We start from the raw sequence: 18,059 nt of genomic DNA, 5'->3' as shown, positions 1-18,059 counted from the left end.
GTTCGGTGCCGGCCCAGATGCTCGTCCTCGGCCTGTGCCTGCCCGCGATCGCGCTGGCCACCGACAGCGCGTGGGCGCTGGTCGCCGGCACCGCCGCCCGCCTTACCACTCACGACCCCCGCCTCCTCCCCGGAGCACACCAAATGCCTGAACCGCAGCCCATGGTGCGGATGAGCGGTATCCGCAAGGAGTTCCCCGGCGTCCTCGCCCTCGACGGGGTCGACTTCCGGATGTACCCCGGCGAAGTCCACGCCCTGATGGGCGAGAACGGCGCCGGGAAGTCCACCCTCATCAAGGTGCTGACCGGGGTGTACGGGGTGGACGCGGGCACGATCGAACTGGACGGCGACACCGTCGCCTTCAACGGACCGGGCTCGGCCCAGCAGGCCGGCATCAGCACGGTCTACCAGGAAGTCAACCTCTGCCCGAACCTGTCCGTGGCCGAGAACGTCTGCCTCGGCCGCGAACCCCGCCGCTTCGGCCGCATCCAATGGGGCCCGATGCGGAAGCGGGCCGAGGAGCTGCTGGCCCGGCTGGACGTCCACGTGGACGTCTCGGCCGAGCTGTCCACCTGCTCCATCGCGGTGCAGCAGCTGGTCGCGATCGCCCGCGCACTCGATGTCGACGCGCGGGTGCTCGTCCTCGACGAACCGACGTCCAGTTTGGACGCCGGTGAAGTCGAACAGCTGCTGACGGTCGTCCGGTCCCTGCGCGAAAGCGGCATGGCGATCCTGTTCGTGTCCCACTTCATCGACCAGGTCTTCGCCATCGCCGACCGGATGACCGTGCTGCGCAACGGAAAGCTGATCGGCGAGTACCGCACCGCGGACATCACGCCGGTCGAACTGGTCACCAGGATGATCGGCAAGGAGCTCCAGGTCCTCGAGGACCTGGAGGACTCCGGCCCGTCCCGGGCCGAGGTCGCCGGCGCACCCGTGCTGCTGTCGGCCGAAGACCTGGGCCGCAAGGGCGGTGTCGCGCCGTTCAGCCTCGACATCCACGCCGGCGAGGTCGTCGGCCTGGCCGGCCTGCTGGGTTCCGGCCGCACCGAACTCGCCCGGCTGCTCTTCGGCGCCGACCACTCCGACAGCGGAACGGTGACCGTCGACGGCGACACCACCTCACTGCGCACGCCGCGCGCCGGGCTCGACCACAAGATCGCGTTCCTCTCGGAGAACCGCAAGGCCGAAGGCCTGGTCGAGGAGCTGACCGTCCGCGAGAACATCGTCCTGGCGCTGCAGGCCTCCCGCGGCTGGGCGCGGCCGCTGTCGCGCCGCCGCCAGGACGAGATCGCCGAGAAGTACGTCAAGGCGCTCGACATCCGGCCCGCCAACCCCGAAGCGCTGGTGGGCAACCTCTCCGGCGGCAACCAGCAGAAGGTGCTGCTGGCCCGCTGGCTCATCACCGAACCGCGGCTGCTGATCCTCGACGAGCCCACGCGCGGCATCGACATCGGCGCCAAGACGGAGATCCAGAAACTGGTCACCCAGCTCTCCGGCGACGGGATGGCCGTCGTGTACATCTCCGCCGAACTGGAAGAGGTCCTGCGGCTGAGCCACCGGGTCGTGGTGCTGCGCGACCGGAAGGTCGTGGCGGTCCGGGACAACCAGGGGCTCACCGCGGACGACATCATGGCCACGATGGCCGAGGGGGTGCAGGCGTGAAAGCCCTGACGAAACACCGGCTCTTCTGGCCCGTGGTGGCCCTGCTGGTGCTGCTGGTGGGCGACCTGATCGCGAGCCCGTCGTTCTTCAAGATCGAGCTGCGCGACGGGCACCTCTACGGGAACCTCGTCGACATCCTCAAGAACGGCGCCCCGCTGATCCTCATCGCGATCGGCATGACGCTGGTGATCGCCACCCGCGGCATCGACCTCTCGGTCGGCGCGGTCGTGGCGATCAGCGGCGCCCTCGCCTGCCTGTGGGTCAGCGACAACCCCGACGGGGTCGGCACCACGCTGATCGCGTTCGGCCTGGCGCTGGGGCTGTCCCTGGTGCTCGGGGTGTGGAACGGCTGGCTCGTCGCGGCCCTCGGCATCCAGCCGATCATCGCCACGCTGATCCTCATGGTCGCCGGCCGCGGCATCGCGCAGCTGATCACCGACGGGCAGATCATCACCGTCAACTCCCACTCCTTCGAGTGGATCGGCAGCGGGTTCCTGTTCACCCTGCCCGGCGCGATCTTCATCGCGCTGGGGGTGTTCGTGCTGGCATCGGTGCTCGTCCGCCGGTCGGCGCTCGGGCTGCTGGTCGAAGCGGTCGGCGGCAACCCCGAAGCCAGCCGGCTGGCGGGCCTGCGCTCGGCGCGGCTGACCTGGCTCGTCTACGTCTTCTGCGCCATGTGCGCGGGCATCGCCGGGCTGATGATCAGCGCCAACGTGCACAGCGCCGACGCCAACCACGCCGGGCTGTTCATCGAGCTCGACGCGATCCTCGCCGTCGTCGTCGGCGGCACCCAGCTGACCGGCGGCCGGTTCTCCCTCGGCGGTTCGGTGATCGGCGCGCTGCTCATCCAGACGCTCACCACCACCGTGTACGCCCTCGGCATCCCGCCCGAGGCGATCATGCTCGTCAAGGCCGTCGTCGTGCTGGCGGTGTGCCTCCTGCAGTCGCCGGCCTTCCGCCGGAAGCTCCGGCGCCGCCGGGCCGCCACGCCGGGACGTCCGGCCACCACGCCCGCTCCCGAGAAGGTGGAGGTCACGGCATGACCACGCTCGCCCGCGTGAAGGGCTACCGGCCGCAGCAGCGGCACGTGCCGATCCTCGCGACGCTGGCGCTGCTGATCGCCGCGTACGTGTTCGGCGCGATCCAGTACGAGGCCTTCGGGTCCGGGCAGGTCGTCCTCGACCTGTTCATCAACAACGCCTTCCTGCTCGTGGTCGCGGTCGGCATGACGTTCGTGATCCTCACCGGCGGAATCGACCTGTCCGTCGGGTCGGTGGTCGCCCTCTCCACCGTCGTCTCCGGCGACCTGATGCAGAAGCACGGCTGGCCGGCGTACGCGGCGATCGCCGTGGTGCTGGTGGTCGGCGCCGTGCTCGGCGCCGGGATGGGCGCGCTGATCCACTTCTTCGAGATCCAGCCGTTCATCGCGACGCTGATCGGGATGTTCTTCGCCCGCGGCCTCTGCTACACGATCACCACCGAGGCGTACTCGATCGACAACGCCACGATCGCCACCCTGGCCCAGACGCAGATCCCGCTCGGCGGCGAGCTGCACATCTCGATCAGCGTGGTGGTCGCCCTGGTGGTGGTCGCCGCGGCGGCGTACGTGCTGGCGTTCACCCGGTTCGGGCGCACGGTGTACTCGATCGGCGGCAACGCGCAGTCCGCGATGCTGATGGGCCTCAAGACCGGCCGCACCAAGATCGCGGTGTACACGATCAGCGGCGTCTGCTCGGCCCTCGGCGGGCTGCTGCTGGTGCTCTACAAGTCTTCCGGCGACCCGCTCAACGGCGTCGGCCTGGAGCTGACGGCGATCGCGGCGGTCGTCATCGGCGGCACCATCCTCACCGGCGGTTCCGGCTACGTCCTGGGCACCGTGCTGGGGATCATGGTGCTCGGCATCATCCAGACCCTGATCACCTTCGACGGCACCCTCAACTCCTGGTGGACCTCGATCATCACCGGGGCCCTGCTGTTCGTCTTCATCGTCCTGCAACGCCTCGTCACCCGACGCACCCGCTGAGCCTCAAGGGAGAGCCATGCTCCGCAGACTGCGGCGGCCCACGGCCGTGCTCGCCGCTCTGGCGCTGTGCGCCGCCGTTCCCCTCGCGGCGGTGCCGGCCGCCGCGGCCGGCACCGACCCGGCCCTGGCGGGGCACTGGACGTTCGACGACGGCAGCGGGACGACCGCCGCCGACACCGCGGGCAGCCACCCGGCGACCTTGACCGGCGGCGCCGGCTGGGGCCCGGGCATCCGCGGTGGCGCCCTGACCACCGACGGGTCCACCGGCTTCGCGGACGCGGGGGCGCCCGTGCTCGACACCACCAAGAGCTTTTCGGTGAGCAGCTGGGTCAAGCTCGACAAGACGTCCGGCTACCAGACGTTCGTCAGTGTCGACGGCACCCAGGTGAGCAACTTCTTCCTGCAGTTCCGCGACGACTCCCGGCGGTTCGCCTTCACCCGGCTGGCCGGGGACGCGCCGACCGACGGTGTGGTGGCGGGCGCGAACTTCGACCCGGTCGCCGGCCAGTGGTACCAGCTGACCGGCGTGTACGACGCGAGCGCGTCGACGCTGTCCCTCTACGTCGACGGCACCCCGCAGACCACCGTCGCCGCGCCCACGGCGTGGGCGGGCGCCGGGCACCTGGTGATCGGCCGCGGCAAGTACGGCGGCAACCCGGTGGACTTCGTGGACGGCACGATCGACGACGTCCGCGCCTACTCGGGCGCGCTGACCGCGGCCGACGCCGCTCGCCTGGCCATCGCCGGGCACTGGGGCCTCGACGAGGGCACCGGCACCGCCACGGCGGACGATTCGCTCGACGCCCGCACCGCCACCCTGACCGGGGGTGCCGCGTGGGGTGACGGCGTCGTCGGCCCGCACGGCGTCGCGCTGAACGGCACCGACGCCGCGGTCGACGTCCCCGGTCCCGTCGTGGACACCGCGCAGAGCTTCTCGGTCTCGGCGTGGGTCAAGCCCACCGCGGCCGGCGGCTTCCGGACGGCGGTGAGCGTCGACGGTTCGTCGATCAGTGGCTTCTACCTGCAGCGCGCCGCCGACGGCCGGTTCGCCTTCACGCGCCGCGCGGGCGACGGGGACACCGCTTCATCCTCAGCGGTGTCGACGTTGCCCGCGCAGGCCGACCAGTGGCAGCACGTGGCCGGCGTCTACAACCGGGCGGCCGGCACGCTTTCCCTGTACGTCAACGGAACCTTCCAGCAGAGCGTCCCGTTCACGACGCCGTGGACCGCTTCCGGGCACCTGGAGATCGGGCGCGGCAAGTGGGCGGGTGCCGCCGCCGACTGGTTCGCCGGCGGCATCGACGACGTCCGCGCGTACCCGACGCCGCTGACCGCCTCCGCCGTCGCCGCGCTGGCCGCGAGCGGCTCGTGGCACTTCGACGAAGGCAGCGGCACCCTCGCCCGCGATGCCTCGGCGAACGCGGCCGACGGCACGCTGCGCGGCGCCACCTGGACCGCCGGGGCGGCCGGGAAGGCCGTCCAGTTCGACGGCAAGTCCACTGTGGACATGGGAAGCTCGCCCGCGTTCGACACCGGCACCGGCTCGCTGTCCCTGGCCGCGTGGTTCCGCACCACCGCGGGCGGCACCCTGGTCGACCACGGCGACGGCTACGCGCTCGGCGTCACCGGCGGCAAGCTCACCGCCCGGGTCGGTGCCATCCAGGTGACCACGAACGGCAGCGGCCTCGCCGACGGCAACTGGCACCACGCCGCCCTGGTCCTGGACCGCGCTTCGCAGCGGCTCACCGTCTACGCCGACGGGGACGCCTCCGCGGTCACGAGCACCTGCGGGACGCCCACCGGCACGACCCTCGACGTCTCCGCCTGCCCGGCCTCGGGCACCGCGGCGGCCCCGTTCACCGTCGGCGCCGGCTTCACCGGCGCCGTCGACGAGGTCGAGCTGCGCCGCTTCCCGCTCACCGCGGCCCAGATCGGGACCCTCGCCGGGGCCAACCAGCTGGCCGTCGACGCCAACGTCGTGCGCGCCAACACCCGGCCGACGACGTACGGCTCCATCCTCGAAGACATCAGCCACTCGGTCGAAGGCGGCCTCTACGCCGAGCTCGTCCGCAACCGCACCTTCAAGGAGGGCTACCAGCCCGGCAGCGGCGCGGGCAACACGCCGGTGCCGTACTGGTCGCTGCTCACCTCGGCGGGCGCGACCGGGACGTACTCGGTCGACACCGCGAACCCGCTGAACACCGCGCTCGACCGCTCGCTCGAGCTGCACGCCGACACCGTTCCCGCCGCGGGCCGGGTGGCCGCCGCCAACGTCGGCTTCTACGGCGTCGCCGCCAAGCCGTCCACCAAGTACACCGGCAGCTTCTTCGCTCGCGGAACGTGGACCGGCGCGATCCGCGTCAGCTTGGAGAAGCCGGACGGCACGGTCCTGGCGAGCAAGGACGTCCAGCCGGTCGGGGCCGCGTGGACGCAGCAGACGTTCAGCTTCACCACGCCGTCGACGATCACCGCCTCCACCGACAACCGGATCGTCGTGTCCCTGGTCAACAAGGGGAAGAAGGTCCTGAGCGGGGACGCCTGGTTCCAGCAGGTGTCGCTGTTCCCGCCGACCTTCAAGAACCGGCCCAACGGTGTCCGCGCCGACCTCGGGCAGAAGCTCGCGGCGATGAAGCTCGGCCTGTTCCGCGTCCCCGGCGGCAACTACCTCGAGGGCAACACGCTCGACACCCGCTTCGAGTGGAAGAAGACCATCGGCAAGCTCGAAGAGCGGCCCGGCCACCAGAACACCGCGTGGGGCTACTGGTCCACCGACGGCTTCGGCATCCTCGACTACCTCAAGCTCGCCGAGGACATCGGTGCCCAGCCGCTGCTGGCCCTGTTCGCCGGGTACACCCTGAACGGCCAGCACGTCAGCCAGGCCGATTACCCGGCCTACGTCCAGGAAGCCCTCGACGAGATCGAGTACGCCATCGGCGACAGCTCGACCACGTGGGGCGCCAAGCGGATCGCCGACGGGCACCCGGCGCCGTTCGACCTGCACTACGTCGAGGTCGGCAACGAGGACTGGTTCGACACCTCGGGCAGCTACGCCTGGCGCTTCACGGACATGAACAACGCGATCAAGGCGAAGTACCCGCAGCTGACCGTCATCGCCACCACCGGCGGCCTGCAGGGCGGAGCCGCGTCGACCACGCCGGGGATGCGGCCGGACGCCGCGGACGACCACTACTACCAGTCGCCGCAGTGGTTCACCGACAACTCGACCCGCTACGACACCGCCGACCGCAGCGGCCCGGACATCCTGGTCGGCGAGTACGGCGCCCAGGACGGCCGGCCCACCGGCACCCTGGCCGCCGCCATCGGCGAGGCCGCGTTCCTGACCGGGCTCGAACGCAACAGCGACGTCCTCATCGGCTCGATGTACGCGCCGGTGCTGGTGCAGGAGAACCAGTCCAACTGGCCGGTCAACCTGATCGGGTTCGACGCCGGGACGAGCTACGCCTCGCCGTCGTACTGGGTGCAGCAGATGTTCTCCAGCACCTTGGGCAAGCAGATCGTCACCAGCCGCCTCAACCAGGGCAGCCCCCTGCGGCAGGTGGTCAACGTGACCACGAAGAGCGGAAGGAAGACCTTCACGGTCAAACTCGTCAACCCGACTTCGCAGGTGCAGACCGCCCGGCTGTCGCTCACCGGCGTCACCGCCGTCGACGGCACCGGCACGCTCACCACGCTCACCGGCGACCCGGCGGGGCGCAACAGCTTCGCCGCGCCCGCCGCCATCGTGCCGCAGACCAGGGAGATCACCGGCCTGGCCGCGACGTCGAAACTGACGCTGCCGGCCAACTCGGTGACGACGCTGGTCCTCACCGGCCGCTAAGACCCCGGGACGCGGCGCGTTCACCGCCGCCCGCGCCGCGTCCCGGTCACCAACCAGGAGGGAAGACACCGTGGGAGAACCACTCACCGTCGGCGTCGACTTCGGCACCCTGTCCGGCCGCGCGGTGGTCGTGCGCGTGGCCGACGGGGCCGAACTCGGCTCCGGCGTCTTCGAGTACCCGCACGGGGTGCTCGACGAGACGCTGCCCGCCACGGGCCGCGCGCTGCCGCCGGAATGGGCGCTGCAGGTCCCGGCGGACTACGTAGGAGTGCTCCGCAACGCCGTACCGGCGGCGCTGCGGGACGCCGGCGTCGACGCGGCGGACGTCGTCGGGATCGCCACCGACTTCACCGCGTGCACGATGGTGCCGACGACGGCGGACGGCACGCCGCTGTGCGAGCTGCCCGAGTTCGAAGGCAACCCGCACGCGTACGTGAAGCTCTGGAAGCACCACTCGGCGCAGCCGCAGGCGGTGCGGATCAACGAGCTGGCCCGTACCCGCGGCGAGAAGTGGCTCCCGCGCTACGGCGGCCTGATCTCCTCGGAGTGGGAGTTCGCCAAGGGCCTCGAGCTGTTCGAAGAGGCGCCCGACGTCTACGCCGCGATGCGGCACTGGGTGGAGGCGGCCGACTGGATCGTCTGGCAGCTCACCGGCGGCTACGTCCGCAACGCCTGCACCGCCGGCTACAAGGGGATCCTGCAGGACGGCCAGTACCCGAGCCGCGACTTTCTCCGCGAGCTCGCCCTCGGTTTCGAGGACTTCGTGACCGACAAGCTGGAGCACCCGCTGGGCCAGCTGGGGTCCCGCGCGGGTTCGCTGACCGCGGAGGCCGCGGCCTGGACCGGGCTGCCCGAGGGCATCGCGGTCGCCGTGGGCAACGTCGACGCGCACGTCACCGCCCCCGCCGCCCAGGCCGTCGAGCCCGGGCAGATGGTGGCGATCATGGGCACCTCGACCTGCCACGTGATGAACGGCGCCGAGCTGCACGAGGTCCCCGGCATGTGCGGGGTCGTCGAAGGCGGCATCGTGCCCGGGCTGTGGGGGTACGAAGCCGGCCAGAGCGGTGTCGGCGACATCTTCGGCTGGTTCGTCGAGCACTTCGCCGGCGCCTCGCACGAGGAGCTCACCCGGCTCGCCGCCCAGCAGGAGATCGGCGAGCACGGCCTGATCGCGCTGGACTGGCACAGCGGCAACCGGTCGGTGCTGGTGGACCACGAGCTCTCCGGCGTGATCGTCGGGCAGACGCTCGCCACCCGCGCCCAGGACGTCTACCGCGCGCTGCTGGAGGCCACCGCCTTCGGCACCCGGAAGATCATCGAGACGTTCGACGCCGCCGGTGTCCCGGTCACCGAGCTGATCATCGCGGGCGGGCTGGCGAAGAACGCGCTGCTCATGCAGATCTACGCCGACGTCACCAACCTCCCGCTGTCGGTGATCGGCTCGGCGCAGGGACCCGCGCTCGGGTCGGCCATCCACGCGGCCGTGGCCGCCGGGGCCCACGCGGACATCCGCGCGGCCGCCGCGGCGATGGGCTCGGTCGAGCGCGCGGTGTACCGGCCGGTGCCCGCGCACGTCACGGCCTACGACGAGCTGTACGCCGAGTACACCGAGCTGCACGACTACTTCGGCCGCGGCGGCAACGATGTCATGCACCGGCTGGCCGCCCGCAAGCGTGCCGTCGCGAAAGGACAGTCCTGATGTCGCTGACCGGTGAAGTGCTCGACACCGTCGCCGAGCTGAAGGAGACGGTGGCGAAGCTGCACGGCGAGCTGACCCGCAACGAGCTGGTCATCTGGACCGCGGGCAACGTCTCGGCCCGGGTCCCGGGGCGCGACCTGCTGGTCATCAAGCCCTCGGGGGTCTCCTACGACACCCTGTCCGCGGACACCATGGTGGTCACCGACCTGCACGGCGAACTCGTGGAAGGGGACCTCGCGCCGTCGTCCGACACGGCCGCGCACGCCTACGTCTACCGGCACATGCCGGAGATCGGCGGCGTCGTGCACACCCACTCGACCTACGCCACGGCGTGGGCGGCCCGCGGCGAACCGATCCCGTGCGTGCTGACGATGATCGCCGACGAGTTCGGCGGGGAGATCCCGGTCGGGCCGTTCGCCCTGATCGGCGACGACTCCATCGGCCGCGGCATCGTCGAAACGCTTCGCTCGAGCCGCTCGCCCGCGGTGCTGATGCGCAACCACGGCCCGTTCACCGTCGGCCGCACCGCGCGCGACGCGGTCAAGGCCGCGGTGATGGTCGAGGACGTGGCCCGCACCGTCCACAAGGCCTTCGAGCTCGGCACGCCCGAACCCCTCCCGCCCGAAGACGTCGACCGGCTCTACGCCCGGTACCAGAACGTCTACGGCCAGCACTGACTTCCCAAGGAGAACGATGACTTCGGCATCGAAACCCCAGCTCTGGTTCCTCACCGGGAGCCAGGCCCTCTACGGCGAGGAGACCCTCGAGCAGGTCGCCGGCCAGTCGCTGCGCATCCAGCAGCTGCTCACCGCCTCCGGCGCGCTCCCGGCCGAGATCGTCGGCAAGCCGGTGCTGACCGAGGCTTCCTCGATCCGCCGCGTGCTGCAGGAGGCCAACGCCGACGCCGCCTGCGTCGGCGTGATCGCCTGGATGCACACCTTCTCGCCCGCGAAGATGTGGATCACCGGCCTGGACGCGCTGCGCAAGCCGCTGCTGCACCTGCACACGCAGCTCAACGAAGCCCTGCCGTGGTCCACCATCGACATGGACTTCATGAACCTCAACCAGGCCGCGCACGGCGACCGGGAGTTCGGGTTCATCCAGACCCGCCTCGGCGTGCCGCGCAAGACCGTCGCCGGGCACGTGTCCGACCCGGCCGTCGTCGCCCGGATCGACGCGTGGGCGCGGGCCGCGATCGGCGCCGACCACCTGCGGAACCTGCGGCTCGCCCGGTTCGGCGACAACATGCGCGACGTCGCGGTCACCGAAGGCGACAAGGTCGAGGCGGAGCTGCGGTTCGGCGTCTCGGTCAACACCTACGGCGTCAACGACCTGGTGGAACTGGTCGACCAGGTGTCCGAAAAGGACACAGTGGACGCACTGGTGCGGCAGTACGCCGAGGATTACAACGTTGTCGCGGACCTGGCGGCCGGGGGAGCGCGGCACGAGTCGCTGCGGTACGCGGCGAAGATCGAAGCCGGGATGCGGAAGTTCCTCACCGACGGCGGCTTCGGCGCGTTCACCACGAACTTCGAGGACCTCGGCGGGCTGCGGCAGCTGCCCGGCCTCGCGGTGCAGCGGCTGATGGCCGACGGCTACGGGTTCGGCGGCGAGGGCGACTGGAAGACCTCGGCGCTGCTCGCCGCGGTCAAGGCGATGGGCGTCGGCAAGTCCGCCGGCACGTCGTTCATGGAGGACTACACCTACCACTTCGGACCGGGCAAGCCGAAGATCCTCGGCGCGCACATGCTCGAAGTCTGCCCGAGCATCGCCGCCGCCAAGCCGTCGTGCGAGATCCACGCGCTGGGCATCGGCAACCGGGAGGACCCGGTCCGGCTCGTGTTCGACGCCGCGCCCGGCCCCGGTGTGGTGCTGGGCCTGGTCGACCTCGGCGACCGGTTCCGGCTGGTGGCCAACGAAATCGACGTCGTCGCGCCGGACGAGCCGCTGCCGAACCTGCCGGTCGCCCGGGCGGTCTGGGAGCCGGCGCCGTCGCTGGCGACGTCCGCGGAGTCGTGGATCACCGCGGGCGGTCCGCACCACACGGTGCTCACCCAGGCCGTGGGTACCGAGACCCTGCGCGACTTCGCGAATCTGCTGGGAGTAGAACTGCTCGTCATCGATCACGACACGACGCCGCACGACTTCGCCGACCGGATCCGCTGGAACCAGGCCTACCACCGGCTCGCCCAGGGTTTCTGAACACCGAGCTTCTGAGAAAGGAAGAAGGAACGATGAAGTTCACCAGAGGAATCGCGGCGCTCGCCGCCGCGGGGCTCGCGCTCACGCTGTCGGCCTGCGGCTCGAGCCAGAAGACCGCGGACCAGACGGCCGCACCCGGCGCCGGCGCCAGTGCCGAGGGCAGCCTGGTCGGCGTCACCATGCCGACGAAGTCGTCGGAGCGGTGGATCCACGACGGCGACAACATCAAGGCCGCCCTGGAGAAGCTCGGCTACAAGGTCGACCTGCAGTACGCCGAGAACGACATCCCGACCCAGGTGAACCAGATCGAGAACCAGATCACCAAGGGCGCCAAGCTCCTGGTCATCGCCTCGATCGACGGCACCGCCATCACCACCCAGCTGCAGGAAGCGGCCGACAAGAAGATCCCGGTCATCGCCTACGACCGGCTGATCCGCAACTCGCCGAATGTCGACTACTACGCCACCTTCGACAACTTCAAGGTCGGCGTCGAGCAGGCGAACTCGCTGGTCAAGGGCCTGGGTGACGGTGCCGGCCCGTTCAACGTCGAGCTGTTCGCCGGTTCCCCGGACGACAACAACGCGACGTTCTTCTTCAACGGCGCGATGTCGGTCCTCAAGCCCCTGATGGACAGCGGCAAGCTGGTCGTCAAGAGCGGCCAGACCGACTTCGCCCGCGCGGCCATCCTCCGCTGGGACCCGGCCACCGCGCAGCGCCGCATGGAGGACCTGCTCACCAAGACCTACACCGGTGGCGCGAAGGTCCAGGGCGTGCTCTCGCCGTACGACGGCCTGTCGATCGGCATCCTGTCGGCGCTGAAGAGCAACGGCTACGGCACCGCCGGCCAGCCGTACCCGATCGTCACCGGGCAGGACGCCGAGGTCGCCTCGGTCAAGTCCATCATCGCCGGTGAGCAGTACTCGACGATCTTCAAGGACACCCGCAAGCTCGCCGACACCACCGTCAAGATGGCCGACGCCGTGCTGAAGGGCCAGAAGCCCGAGGTCAACAACACCAAGGACTACGACAACGGCAAGAAGGTCGTCCCGTCCTACCTGCTGCAGCCGGTCACCGTGGACAAGACGAACTACCAGAAGGAACTCGTCGACTCGGGCTACTACACGGCAGGTCAGCTGAAATGACCGAACTGCTCGGCATGCGCGGGATCACCAAGACCTTCCCCGGGGTCAAGGCGCTGTCGGACGTCAACCTTTCCGTGCGCCGCGGGGAGATCCACGCGATCTGCGGGGAGAACGGCGCCGGGAAGTCCACCCTGATGAAGGTGCTCTCGGGCGTCTACCCCCACGGGTCGTACGACGGCGAGATCACCTTCGACGGGCAGCGGTGCGAGTTCGGGTCGGTGCGCGACAGCGAACGGCGCGGGATCGTGATCATCCACCAGGAACTCGCGCTGTGCGGTCAGTTGTCGATCGCGGAGAACATCTTCCTCGGCAACGAACAGCAGAAGCGGGGCTGGATCGACTGGAACCGCACCAACCACGAGGCCGGCGCGCTGCTCAAGCGCGTCGGCCTCGCCGAAAACGCCACGCGGGCGGTGCAGGAACTCGGGGTCGGCAAGCAGCAGCTCGTCGAGATCGCGAAGGCGCTGTCCAAAGAGGTCAAGCTGCTGATCCTCGACGAGCCCACCGCGGCGCTCAACGACGACGACTCGGCCCACCTGCTCGAACTGCTGCGCGGGCTGCGGGACGAGGGCGTCACGTGCGTGATCATCTCGCACAAGCTCGGCGAGGTGACGGCGATCGCCGACACCGTCACGATCCTGCGGGACGGCAAGACGATCGAGACCCTGGAGGCGGCGGGGCTGACCGAAGAGCGCATCATCACCGGGATGGTCGGCCGCGACCTCGAGCACCGGTTCCCGCCGCGGGAGCCGGAGATCGGGGAAGAGGTGCTGCGGATCGAGGACTGGACGGTGCACAGCCCGACCCAGGCCGGGCGGGTCGTCGTCGACCACGCGTCGCTTTCGCTGCGGCGCGGGGAGATCGTCGGCCTGGCCGGGCTGATGGGCGCGGGCCGCACCGAACTCGCGATGAGCGTGTTCGGCCGGTCGTGGGGCAAGGACATCTCCGGCCGCATCTACAAGCGCGGCGAGGAGATCGAGGTCCGGTCGGTGCAGGAGGCCGTCCGCCACGGCATCGCCTACGCCACCGAGGACCGGAAGCGCTACGGGCTCAACCTGATCGAGGACATCCAGCGCAACGTGTCCGCGGCCGGGCTGGGCAAGCTGGCCAAGCGCGGCTGGGTCAACGAGCACGCCGAGCACGACACCGCCAACCGGTACCGCCGCGACCTGCGGATCAAGGCACCGAGCGTGCAGAGCGTCACCGGGAAGCTCTCCGGCGGCAACCAGCAGAAGGTCGTGCTCGCCAAGTGGATCTTCACCGATCCGGACGTGCTGATCCTGGACGAACCGACCCGCGGCATCGACGTGGGCGCGAAGTTCGAGATCTACACGATCATCAACGAGCTGGCCGCCCAGGGGAAGGCCGTCCTGGTCATCTCCTCCGAGCTGCCGGAGCTGCTCGGGCTCTGCGACCGGATCTACGCGCTGTCGGCGGGGCGGATCACCGGCGAGACCAAGCGCGAAGAAGCCACCCAGGAACTGCTGATGCAGTACATGACTAAGGAACGGGAATGACCACGACCGAAGCGCGGCCTGCCGTGCCCCCGGTTGAGCGCTCCAAGCGGAGGATCTCGATCAACCCGCGCCAGAGCGGCATCTACGTCGCGTTCGCGCTGATCGTGGTGCTGTTCGAGGTGCTCACCGGTGGCGCGCTGCTGGAGCCGCAGAACATCTCCAACATCATCGTGCAGAACAGCTACGTGCTGATCCTCGCGATCGGGATGATCCTGGTGATCATCTCCGGGCACATCGACCTGTCCGCCGGGTCGGTGGTCGCGATGACCGGCGCGGTGTCGGCGGTGCTGATGGTGAATTCGCACGTGCCGTGGTTCTGGGCCGTGCTGATCACCCTCGTCGTCGGCGCGGCGATCGGCGCGTGGCAGGGGTACTGGGTCGCCTACTTCGGCATCCCGGCGTTCATCGTGACGCTCGCCGGCATGCTGGCGTTCCGGGCCCTGACCCTGACGGTGCTGGGCAACCAGGGCATCGGCCCGTTCCCGGACGCGATCCGCACGCTGTCGAACGGCTTCACCGACGGCTACCTCGGCAACATCGGCCTCGGCCCGCTCGGCGGCGCCGACCTGGTGTCGCTGCTCGCGGGGGTGGCCGCGGTGGCCGGGATCGTGTTCACCCAGTGGCGCAAGCGGATGGGCCGGCTGGGCTACGGCCAGGACGTCGATCCCTTCCCGGTGTTCGTGCTCAAGCTGGTCGGGATCGCGGCGCTGGTGCTCGCGCTGGTCGTGCAGCTGGCCCGGTTCAAGAACCTGCCGTGGGTGCTGATCCTGCTGGCGGCGCTGGTGCTCGGCTACTCGCTGGTGGCCGGCAAGTCGGTGTTCGGCCGGCACATCTACGCCGTGGGCGGCAACCTGCAGGCCGCGACGCTCTCGGGCGTCAAGGTCAAGCAGGTGACGTTCTGGATCTTCGTCAACATGGGCGTCCTGGCGGCCCTGGCGGGGATCATCTTCGCGGGCCGGCTCAACCAGGCCGGCCCGACGGCGGGCATCAACTTCGAGCTGGACGCGATCGCGGCGGCCTTCATCGGCGGCGCGGCGGTCCAGGGCGGCGTCGGCAAGGTGGTCGGCGCGATCACCGGCGGCCTGATCATGGCGGTGATCAACAACGGCATGTCCCTGATCGGCGCCCCGAGCGAGCGCGTGATGCTGGTCAAGGGCGTCGTCCTGCTGGCGGCGGTGGCGTACGACATCTGGACCAAGCGCCGCGCGGCTTCCTGACGCGCATGGTCACGTGAAGGCCGCCTCGGGGCTCGGTCCCCGAGGCGGCCTTCGCCGTGTCGCCCCACCAATCACGCGAGATCCGCCTCCAATCACGCGAGTTCCACCTTCGATCACGCGAGTTCCGCGCTCGATCACGCGAGTCCCGGGTTCGATGGCGCGGGCGGCCCGCGCCCAGCGCGAAGGCCACCTCGGGGAGTGTCCCCGAGGTGGCCTTCGCCGTGTTCCCTCGGCTCACTGGTTGCAGCGCTTGCCGGTGTTGATGCAGTTGACGACCTGGTTCATCAGGCGCTGGCCCATGACGTTGGCGAAGTCGTCGTGGTCCGAACGCGGGTTGTGCTTCTCCTGCGCGAAGGCGTCCACTTTGTACTGGCCCTTGACCTGGATGTCGTGCGGGATGTTGTAGACCAGCTTGATCACCAGCTGCGGCACGTTCTGGAAACCCTTCGGGCACTTGCCCTGCTGGTCGGCGAACACGATGTGCGTGCGGTGGTTGGCGCTGTCGATGTTCTTGCCGTCCCAGCAGTTCGGGAAGGCGTGGATCCGCTCCACCTTGCTGTTCTGCGGGCAGATCGGGTAGTGGTCGGTGAGCCGGTCCTCGAAGCCGGTGCAGGTCCAGCTGGGCCGGGCGTTGGCCGGGCCGTTGGTGCTCTGCTTGGCGTCGCCGTAGAGGATCCGGAGGAACTGCGGCATCGCGACGACCTTCTTCGCGCCGCCGCTGGTGAACGTGATCGTCGCCGACTGGACGCGCTGGATCTCGCCGTCGTTGTCGCCGACCTCGTTCTTGTCGTTGACGCCCGGCAGTTCGCCCGCCTGGCCGCCCGAGTTCTGGCCGCCGTTGTCGAGGCCGCCCTTGCCGTTCTGCTTGAGCACGCACTGCGCGAGCCCGCCGAGGTTGGTCGGCTTCGCGGCCCGGCGGCCGATCGCGATGGCGATCCGGTCGATGGTGGCCGCGCGCTTGTCCTTGAGCGGGCCGACGACGGCGTTCTGGATGTCCTGCGGGGTCTTGAGGTCGCCGTTCGCGATCCGCTTGTTGGCCTCGTCGATCTGCTTGTCGAGCAGGTCGAGGTTGCGGTTCACCTCGTCCATGGCCTGGTCCGGGACGTCCGGCAGCTTGCTCGCGACGTCCGGGCAGTCGACCTGGGCGCTCGCCTTGTCCTTGGCGCTGCCGGCCCGGTCGGGCTGCGTGGCGGGCGGGTTCTTCTCGGCGTCGCCGGTGTCGATGCGGACCACGGGCCAGAAGTAGGCGGACTTGTCGCCGTTCTTGCAGGTGGTGCCGGCCTTGACCAGGCTCTTGTTGTTCGAGTCGGCGTTGGTGGAGAGGTTGCCGACGTAGTCGTGCAGGTGCTGGGCACCGTTCTTGATCCCCGGCTGGGCGATGAAGTTGTCCGGGTTGAAGTGCTGGTTCTCGTTGCGGCCGCAGTCCACCGTGAACGTGCCGCGCGCACCCTTCTGCTGCAGCGCCTTGTTCACGTTGATGCCCGACGGGACTTTCGCGATGTCGATGAAGAACGACGGGTCGGCCTCGTCGGCGCTGGCCTCACCGGTGCGGCCGGCGGTGGTCGCGACGACGATGCCGCCGACGGCCAGCGCGAGAGCCAGGCCGCCGGTCGCGATCTTCGTGCGGCGGGTGATGCGATGTCTGCCCGTGGCGGGGGTGCGGGAGTTATTCCGGGCCATGTTCACCTCGTTCGGTTGTCCGGGCACGCCGAAACACGCCTGCGTACCCGGTCTGGAGACGCGCGGAACCCGGGGAGTGAGCATCGGGCGCGGGTATCGGGGGAACCCGCCCGGTGTCACTGGTTCCGGCATTGGGGGGAACGGCCGCCGGCGGGGGCCGGTTCAGCCCGTTACCTTTTCGTTATTTATGGAAGGTGAACAAAGTTCACGTATGATCTTGTGATCGCTAACATCACCTCATGCCCGTGGACGACGCAGGTCCTGACGGCCCGCTCCGCGCGCGGCCCCTCCGGCGCCGGGGCACGCTCGGGGTGATCGCCACCGGCTCGTCGGCCTCGGGGCCGGTGCTGCACGGCCTCCGCGAGGCCGCCCGCGAGCAGGAGTACGTGCTGAGCGTCTTCAGCGTGTCGAGCAGGAGCGCCGCGGCGGTGCTGGCGGCGGTGGCCGGGCTGCAGCTGCAAGGCGTCGCCGGGATCGTGGTGCTCGACGGGCACCTGCTGGCCGAGCTGGCCCCGGTCGCCGGCATCCCGCTGGTCCCAGCGGCGTCGACCGACCAGTACGCGGGCGCGCGCCAGGCGACCGAGCACCTCCTCGAACTCGGCCACGCGACGGTCTGGCACCTCGGCGGCCCGGAGGAGGGCCCGGTCGCCCGCGCCCGCGAACGCGGCTGGCGCGAGACGCTGGAGCGGCACGGAGCCGAGGTCCCGCCCGTGGTCCGCGGCGACTGGTCGGCCCGCTCGGGCTTCCGCGCGGGCCAGTCCCTGGCGGTCGAATCCGGTGTGGGCGCGGTGTTTTCGGCGAACGACCACATGGCACTGGGGCTTCTGGCGGCCTTCGCGGAGGCGGGCATGCAAGTCCCGCGAGACGCTCACGTGGTCGGCTTCGACGACGTCCCCGAGGCGGCGTACTTCGCACCCCCGCTGACCACGGTCCGCCAGGACTACCTGGCGGCGGGCCGCCGCACCCTGGCCACGATGGCGGCCCGCCTCGATGGAGTCGCGCTCCCGGCCTGGGGAACGGTCGAGGCCGAGCTGGTGGTGCGCGAGAGCAGCCGCTGCCTCAAGGGCGCGTAGGTCC

At 70.1% G+C, this 18,059-nt stretch carries 12 protein-coding genes; 11 read left to right on the top strand and 1 reads right to left on the bottom strand.

Annotated features, from left to right (window positions below; translation table 11 throughout):
• Positions 1-161 precede the first annotated feature (161 nt).
• The 10 genes from ACWEVN_RS21785 (at position 162) to mmsB (ending at position 15,302) form a co-directional block, all read left to right on the top strand.
• Positions 162-1,664, top strand: a complete 1,503-nt coding sequence (locus ACWEVN_RS21785) for a sugar ABC transporter ATP-binding protein (protein ID WP_449686007.1) — start codon at positions 162-164, stop codon at positions 1,662-1,664.
• On the top strand, positions 1,661-2,707 hold the full coding sequence (locus ACWEVN_RS21780; protein WP_452052482.1) for an ABC transporter permease: 1,047 nt from the start codon (positions 1,661-1,663) through the stop codon (positions 2,705-2,707). The genes ACWEVN_RS21785 and ACWEVN_RS21780 overlap by 4 nt, the downstream gene beginning before the upstream one ends.
• Positions 2,704-3,687: a galactofuranose ABC transporter, permease protein YjfF gene (gene yjfF / locus ACWEVN_RS21775; RefSeq protein ID WP_310976243.1), complete on the top strand. Its 984-nt coding sequence runs from the start codon at positions 2,704-2,706 to the stop codon at positions 3,685-3,687. The genes ACWEVN_RS21780 and yjfF overlap by 4 nt, the downstream gene beginning before the upstream one ends.
• Positions 3,688-3,703: 16 nt before the next feature.
• Positions 3,704-7,525, top strand: a complete 3,822-nt coding sequence (locus tag ACWEVN_RS21770) for a LamG-like jellyroll fold domain-containing protein (RefSeq protein WP_452052481.1) — start codon at positions 3,704-3,706, stop codon at positions 7,523-7,525.
• A 70-nt stretch (positions 7,526-7,595) separates the two neighbouring features.
• Positions 7,596-9,224, top strand: coding sequence for a ribulokinase (araB, locus tag ACWEVN_RS21765; protein ID WP_452052480.1), 1,629 nt, complete (start codon positions 7,596-7,598; stop codon positions 9,222-9,224).
• The gene (locus ACWEVN_RS21760; protein ID WP_449685974.1) at positions 9,224-9,901 is read left to right on the top strand and encodes an L-ribulose-5-phosphate 4-epimerase; all 678 of its coding nucleotides are present in this window, start codon (positions 9,224-9,226) and stop codon (positions 9,899-9,901) included. Before araB ends, ACWEVN_RS21760 begins: the two co-directional genes overlap by 1 nt.
• 16 nt (positions 9,902-9,917) lie before the next feature.
• Positions 9,918-11,426: an L-arabinose isomerase gene (gene araA, locus ACWEVN_RS21755; protein ID WP_452052479.1), complete on the top strand. Its 1,509-nt coding sequence runs from the start codon at positions 9,918-9,920 to the stop codon at positions 11,424-11,426.
• A gap of 32 nt (positions 11,427-11,458) precedes the next feature.
• The gene (chvE, locus tag ACWEVN_RS21750) at positions 11,459-12,568 is read left to right on the top strand and encodes a multiple monosaccharide ABC transporter substrate-binding protein (RefSeq protein ID WP_449685976.1); all 1,110 of its coding nucleotides are present in this window, start codon (positions 11,459-11,461) and stop codon (positions 12,566-12,568) included.
• Positions 12,565-14,085 carry a multiple monosaccharide ABC transporter ATP-binding protein gene (mmsA, locus tag ACWEVN_RS21745; RefSeq protein ID WP_449685977.1) on the top strand — a complete coding sequence of 507 codons (1,521 nt, stop codon included), beginning with the start codon at positions 12,565-12,567 and terminating at the stop codon, positions 14,083-14,085. The genes chvE and mmsA overlap by 4 nt, the downstream gene beginning before the upstream one ends.
• The gene (gene mmsB / locus ACWEVN_RS21740; protein ID WP_452052478.1) at positions 14,082-15,302 is read left to right on the top strand and encodes a multiple monosaccharide ABC transporter permease; all 1,221 of its coding nucleotides are present in this window, start codon (positions 14,082-14,084) and stop codon (positions 15,300-15,302) included. Before mmsA ends, mmsB begins: the two co-directional genes overlap by 4 nt.
• Before the next feature lie 234 nt (positions 15,303-15,536).
• Here mmsB and ACWEVN_RS21735 read toward each other — a convergent pair whose 3' ends face one another.
• Positions 15,537-16,982 carry a DUF1996 domain-containing protein gene (locus ACWEVN_RS21735; RefSeq protein WP_452052477.1) on the bottom strand — a complete coding sequence of 482 codons (1,446 nt, stop codon included), beginning with the start codon at positions 16,980-16,982 and terminating at the stop codon, positions 15,537-15,539.
• A 239-nt stretch (positions 16,983-17,221) separates the two neighbouring features.
• On the opposite strand from ACWEVN_RS21735, the gene ACWEVN_RS21730 reads away from it, so the two are divergent.
• Positions 17,222-18,055, top strand: a complete 834-nt coding sequence (locus ACWEVN_RS21730; protein WP_449685980.1) for a substrate-binding domain-containing protein — start codon at positions 17,222-17,224, stop codon at positions 18,053-18,055.
• Positions 18,056-18,059: the final 4 nt, after the last annotated feature.

This window comes from Amycolatopsis sp. NPDC003861, from assembly GCF_053605405.1.
The sequence above is the reverse complement of the archived record's forward strand: the minus strand, read 5'-3'. Positions and strand labels throughout refer to the sequence as shown.